Origin of the sequence: Pedobacter sp. ISL-64, assembly GCF_018613605.1 — a bacterium.
GTDB lineage: Bacteria > Bacteroidota > Bacteroidia > Sphingobacteriales > Sphingobacteriaceae > Pedobacter.
In genome coordinates this window covers 148,350-154,741 of record NZ_JAGGPU010000011.1, presented here as the reverse complement: position 1 = coordinate 154,741, position 6,392 = coordinate 148,350, and the positions used below count along the sequence as shown (strand labels likewise).

Annotated in this window: 5 protein-coding genes; 1 reads left to right on the top strand and 4 read right to left on the bottom strand. The window is 41.2% G+C overall.

Features of this window, described 5'->3' with window-relative positions:
- A partial coding sequence (locus J7E57_RS16875) for a tetratricopeptide repeat protein (RefSeq protein ID WP_215166209.1) occupies positions 1-674 on the top strand: 674 nt, incomplete at its 5' end.
- Here the strand turns inward: J7E57_RS16875 and J7E57_RS16870 are convergent.
- The 4 genes from J7E57_RS16870 to accC all read right to left on the bottom strand — a co-directional run bounded on the left by J7E57_RS16870 (position 671) and on the right by accC (position 6,357).
- Positions 671-1,132: a DUF4268 domain-containing protein gene (locus tag J7E57_RS16870; RefSeq protein ID WP_215132085.1), complete on the bottom strand. Its 462-nt coding sequence runs from the start codon at positions 1,130-1,132 to the stop codon at positions 671-673. The genes J7E57_RS16875 and J7E57_RS16870 overlap by 4 nt on opposite strands.
- A gap of 170 nt (positions 1,133-1,302) precedes the next feature.
- The gene (locus tag J7E57_RS16865; RefSeq protein ID WP_215132083.1) at positions 1,303-3,951 is read right to left on the bottom strand and encodes a glycoside hydrolase family 78 protein; all 2,649 of its coding nucleotides are present in this window, start codon (positions 3,949-3,951) and stop codon (positions 1,303-1,305) included.
- A gap of 167 nt (positions 3,952-4,118) precedes the next feature.
- Positions 4,119-4,703, bottom strand: a complete 585-nt coding sequence (locus tag J7E57_RS16860) for a riboflavin synthase (RefSeq protein WP_215132081.1) — start codon at positions 4,701-4,703, stop codon at positions 4,119-4,121.
- A gap of 148 nt (positions 4,704-4,851) precedes the next feature.
- On the bottom strand, positions 4,852-6,357 hold the full coding sequence (gene accC / locus J7E57_RS16855; RefSeq protein WP_215132079.1) for an acetyl-CoA carboxylase biotin carboxylase subunit: 1,506 nt from the start codon (positions 6,355-6,357) through the stop codon (positions 4,852-4,854).
- Positions 6,358-6,392 lie beyond the last annotated feature (35 nt).

The window sequence follows — 6,392 nt, the reverse complement described above, 5'->3', positions numbered from 1 at the left end:
TTGCTACCGATCTGGCTGAGGTGCATGCTGCTTATCAGCAATATGAAAAAGCTTATGATGTACTTAATATTGCCATTAAGGGCGATAGTGATAACCTGGTGCTGCAAAGGGCTAAACTTCCCATCGCCAACCAGCTTAAAAAGTACAGCGAAGTGATTGCATCGGGAGCGAAACTGTTGAAAGATGGTGCTGATGCGGGGGTGATAAAAGATGTTGCAAAAGCTTATTACTATACAAAGAAGTACCAAAAGGCAATTGATCTTTTTAAACAATTGGAGGTGGCAGCGATGGAAAATGAAGCTACCTTATATTATACTTCACTCAGTTACCGTGCTTTAAAAAATTATTCGCAGGCGGCTATATATACCAGAAAAACCATCGATGAGGCCATTTCGCCCAATACTTCCAGTTATTATTCTTTATTGGGACTGGTTTATGAAGAAAGTGATCAACTGGCTTTGGCAAGCGCAGCCTATAAAAAGGGTTTGCAATTTAAAGCAACATCAACTTTATATTATCGTTTGGCGGTATTTTACGATACCCGTTTAAAGCAGGAAAAAAATGCGCTTAAATATTATAACCTTTATTTAAAAAGCAAGCCCAGCTTAACCGATGATAAAGAAGAAATTAAATTTTCAAAGGATAGAATTGCGCAGCTAAACCTTACTGATTAAACCAGATCCTCGAAAACAGGTTTTACATTGTCCCAAAATTCATCTAATGCAATTATTCTGGGTTTAAAAAAGGAGATTAACGCAGGCCAGTGCTGTTGATTAAAAATGCTCACTCCTACAATGCTGATCGAAATCTGTGATACCGTTTTACCGAAATCATCGGTTGCATCTTTAATCCAGTCCCATTCTTCGTTTAGGGTATTAGTAAACAGGAGCTTAAACTCTTCGAACTGTTCAAAAATGAGATGCCTGATATCGGTATCGGGATGCGACAGCTGAATGCTGATAAAGGCTTTTTTACCATCAACATCCATTTTAAAGAAGATATTCTTCACACCCGTTTTGTAATTTGTCCAGTTTACGGTAGAACCGCTTGCTGAAGGGACGGGTTTCATATATTGCCCGAAACTGATCCAAAACTGTTGGCGCAGGCGGGCTGCTTCTTCTTTACTGTACATTTATTTTTAAGGCCGGTAAGCGAGATATTATAAAGTTAATTTCGATTCGAATTGTCACGTTGAGCCTGTCGAAACGCCTACCATACATTACGCTGGTCCTTCGACAGGCTCAGGATGACAAATCTATAATATATTCACCTCTTTTAACACGAAGCTGCAATTATAAGCGATTAATATTTATATTCAAAATGGTAGCTACCTGAGCCTATTTCTTCTTTTTTATCGGTTTTCGGCAATACTACCGTTGCGGTTGCATTGGCAGGAACAGTTACATCGAGCTTAAAAACACCATCTGCAATTGTCCACGATGATTTAACAGAACCGTATACCGTTTCCAATTCTGCCGATGCGCTGGTTAATTTTCCACCTGGTCTTGGTGCAATTAAAATGGTTTTGTAACCTGGTTGTGCTGATACCGGATTAATGCCGGCAATATTTTTATACATCCAATCGCCAATGGCTCCATAAGCATAATGATTAAAAGAATTCATATCTGCCGTTTGGAAAGATCCATCCTGTTTAATACCGTCCCAACGCTCCCAAATGGTGGTTGCCCCCATTTTAACCGGATATAACCACGAAGGGTAGCTTTCTTGAAGTAACAGGTCGTAAGCCACATCTTCGTGTCCAAAGCGGCTTAATACATGACAAAGGTATGGCGTGCCCAAAAAACCTGTAGTCAGGTGGTTTCCGTAATCTTTTACATTTTCTACCAATCTTTGTGCAGCCTGTGCACGCAAGTTTTCAGGCACCATATCAAACTGTAAGGCCAAAACATATGCCGTTTGGGTGTTAGAGATCAACTTTCCATTCGGTGTCATATTTTCTTTAATATAAGCCGCTTTAACCTGTTCCAATAGTGCAGTATATTTGGTTACATCGTCTGTTTTGCCCAATACCTTTGCGGCATTTATCAGCAACTGTGTAGAATGCGCATAAAATGTTTGTGCAATCATGTACTTGTCCGTCACTGCGGCACGGCCATCATTATCATCATTAGGACGGTAAAACAACCAATCGCCAAAGTGGAAACCCGTGTTCCAAAGGCTGTTCTTTGCTACTGAAGAAATATAATCAACCCACTTTTTCATACTGCCATACTGCGCTTCCAGTATGCCTTTATCTCCATACGAAACATACATATCCCAAGGGATGATAGTGGCGACATCGGCCCAACCTGCAGAACCTGCGTCATTTTGGTTCAGCACATTTGGTACTACAAAAGGAACGCTGCCATTAGGAAGCTGATCTGCAGAAACATCTTTTAGCCATTTGGTAAAAAAGCCTGATACATCCATGTTATATGCTGCTGTTGTAGCAAATGCCTGTGCATCGCCTGTCCAGCCCAAACGTTCATCTCTTTGCGGGCAATCTGTGGGTACATCAACGAAATTTCCTTTCTGTCCCCAGCTGATATTGTGTTGCAGTTGATTTAGCAATGGATTTGAAGTCGTGAATTTTCCGCTGGTTTTCATATCCGAATAAACAGCTACAGCGGTAAGGTTTTCCAGTTTCAGTTCGCCAGGGTATCCATCTATTTTGACGTACCTAAACCCCTGAAAAGAAAAATGAGGTTCGAATACCTGTTCGGTTCCGCCTTTTAAAATATAATTGTTCTGTTGCTTGGCAGACCGGAGGTTTGTGGTATAAAAATTCCCTTCTTTGGTTAATACCTCAGCATGGCTAATGGTAATTTTGGTACCTGTTGCACCTTTGGCTCTTAACATTACCCAGCCCACTAAGTTCTGCCCAAAATCAACCACGGTTTCACCTTTTGGGGTTTTAAATATTTTTAAGGCTTTAAACGTTTCGTGTTTGATTACCTGCGGTCCGCTCATCCCAACCAGCTTTTCCGGGCCCTTGGCGAGTTCCTGCACAGGTTTCCAGGAAGTGTTTTCTTTAAAGCCAATATTATTCCAGCCTTGGACCTCTAAACGGGCATCGTAGGTTTCTCCGTCATAAATATTGGAGGCAAGTATTGGTCCATAACTTGTTTTCCAGCTATTATCGCTTATAATGGTTTCTGTGGTTCCATCTGTATACTCCACTTCCAGTTGCAGCAATAAAGCCCTGGTATCGCCATAAAATTGTTTTTGATTATTAAACCCGATGCGCCCTTTGTACCAGCCATCGCCTAGTGAAACGCCAATTACATTGGCACCTTTCTTTAGCGATAGCTTAACATCGTAAACCTGATATTGAATATGGTCTTTATAACTTGTCCACCCTGGTGCAAAATAAGTATCGCTAACTCGCCCGCCGTTAATATTGGCCTCATACAAACCCTTGGCAGTAATGTAAGCCATTGCAGATTTTACTTCTTTTTTCAGGTTAAATTCTTTTCTGAATAGTGGACTAGCCAGCGAAGTATCTTTTCCTAGTATCGAAATCCACTTTGCACTCCAGTCTTCAGGTTTTAAACCTGTTTGAAAAAACTGAACCGGCGACCATGCAGATGCATTTCCGTGGTTATCTTTTACCCTAACCTGCCAATAATATCTAGTTTTTGAGGATAGCCCGGGGCCATCATAGGCAATCAATACCGATTGATCACTATTTACCGCAGCCTTCCATAAAACTTTATCAATATTTGCTGTTGTACCCAGTCTGATTTCGTAATTGCGCTGTTTGGTATTTTTTAAATCCGAAATGATTTTCCAGCTAAATCTGGGTTTTGGATTATCAATACTAAAAGGATTTACTAAATGCTCAACGGTTAAATCTTTTACCGAAATTTTCTGCGCTAAAACATTCGTTGTAAATAAAAGCAATAAGGCAAGGGCAGTTATTGTGCCTGAGGTACGGGAATTCCTGTTCATATTGGTTAGCGTTAATTTTTTAATCTTAACTGTACGATAATCAGAAATATTATTTAACCAACCATCCTGTACTGTTATGAAAAATTAAGCGTTAGCACAGCGACAATAATTTAATAAAGCACCACTTATCAACACTAAAAACAACAAGCGAGCAGCAAAAATACAAATTATCGATTCATTAACCGGGCAACGTATTTGCCAATAATATCGAATTCTAAATTTACGGTATCGCCAACTTGAACTTCCTGTAAATTGGTATGCTCGAAAGTATAAGGGATAATAAATACCGAAAACTCGTCTGGCTCAGAATTTACAACAGTTAAGCTGATACCGTTTACACAGGCAGAACCTTTTTCTACGGTTACATTTCCGGCCGAAGCATCATATTTAAAGCGGTACTCCCAGCTACCGTCCAGTGCTTCACGTTTTACGCAAACAGCAGCCTGGTCTACATGGCCCTGCACAATATGACCATCTAAACGGGCATTCATCTGCATGCAGCGCTCGAGGTTAACTTTACTGCCTACTTTTAAGCCATCGAGATTGGTTTTGTTTAGCGTTTCATCTATAGCGGTAACGGTATGTGTTCCATCATTTAAGGCCACCACAGTCAAGCATACGCCGTTATGGGCTACACTCTGGTCGATTTTCAGCTCATGGCTAATTGCAGAAGCTATGGTAAAGTGAATATTGGTATGGTCATTTTTAATGGCAGTAACTTCGCCAAGTGTTTCTATAATTCCTGTGAACATTTTTTTAATTTAAAGGTTCGTCATTCCATGGCAACCGACGTCATCTCGACTGGAGCATAGCGGAATGGAGAGATCTACCTAGATAGATTTCTCGACTGCGTTGCACTTCGCTCGAAATGACGATCTTAAGCAATGACGATGTATGTTATTAATATTTCAACCTATTTTTTCTCCAATCGGAGCTATTTTTAGCTGCTGCACCACCCAACTTCACCTCCTTTTTATCAAACAGTTTTGCAGCAATTACCGCAGCAATTAAGGCTTCTGTTTCATCCTGCACCTTTAAGCTTTCTGGCTTAAAGTATTTACCTACAAAATGCGTATCAAAATTACCCGTTTTAAAAGCCTCATGCTGCATCACAAATTTACCAAAACCCAAAGTAGTTTCTATCCCTGTAATATCATATTCTTCAATTGCTCTCACCATTCGTTCAATCGCTTCTTCCCTATCTTTCCCATAAGTGATCAGTTTGGCAATCATCGGATCATAATAAATTGGGATTTCCATGCCCTGCTCAAATCCATCATCAACCCTTACCCCATTGCCTTTGGGTGTGCTGTAAGTCTGCAAAGTGCCAATATCAGGCAGGAAATTATTTGCCGGGTCTTCGGCATAAACACGAAGTTCTATAGCATGCCCGCTGATTTTTAAGTCCTCTTGTTTAAAACTAAGTCTTTCACCTGAGGCAATTTTTAGCTGTTCTTTTACCAGATCTATACCTGTAATTAATTCGGTTACCGGATGTTCTACCTGCAATCGGGTATTCATTTCCAGGAAAAAGAAATCGAGGTTCTCATCCAAAATAAACTCAACGGTACCTGCGCCGGTATAATTTACCGAACGGGCCACATCTACCGCACACTTACCCATTTGCTGCCTGATTTCTTCAGTTAAAACCGATGAAGGCGCTTCTTCTACCACTTTCTGGTGACGGCGTTGTACAGAGCATTCGCGTTCAAAAAGATGCACGATATTGCCATGGGTATCGCCCAAAACCTGTATTTCTATGTGCCTTGGCGAGGTAACATATCGTTCAATAAAAACAGCCCCATCACCAAATGCCGAGGTAGCCTCGCTTACGGCAAGCTGCATCTGTTCTTCAAAATCTTCAGCCCGCTCTACAATGCGCATCCCCTTACCCCCGCCACCTGCAGCGGCTTTGATCAATATGGGGAAACCAACTTCGATGGCACGCTGTTTTGCCTCTCCTACATCCTGAATGGCTTCTTCCGTTCCAGGAACCATCGGGATGTTATATTTTAATGCTGCTGCCTTTGCCGATAGTTTATTGCCCATCGTTTCCATCGCTTCTGGCGAAGGACCAACCAAAATCAATCCTGCATCGGCAACTTTTTGCGCAAAACCTGCATTTTCAGACAAAAACCCATAACCTGGGTGAATGGCTTCAGCACCGGTTAACTTACAGGCATCGATAATTTTCTCGCCCACCAGATAACTTTGATTAGACGGAGCCGGCCCGATGTAAACCGCCTCATCGGCATAACGCACATGTAGTGCATTACGGTCTGCTTCAGAAAAAACAGCAACTGTTTTAATGTCCATTTCTTTTGCGGAGCGCATAATACGCAAAGCAATTTCACCACGGTTTGCGATTAAAAGTTTGGAGATTCGCTTATTGGTTTTCTGACTCATTCGTTTGGCGTTTTTCGTTGTTTCTTTTTTCTAGT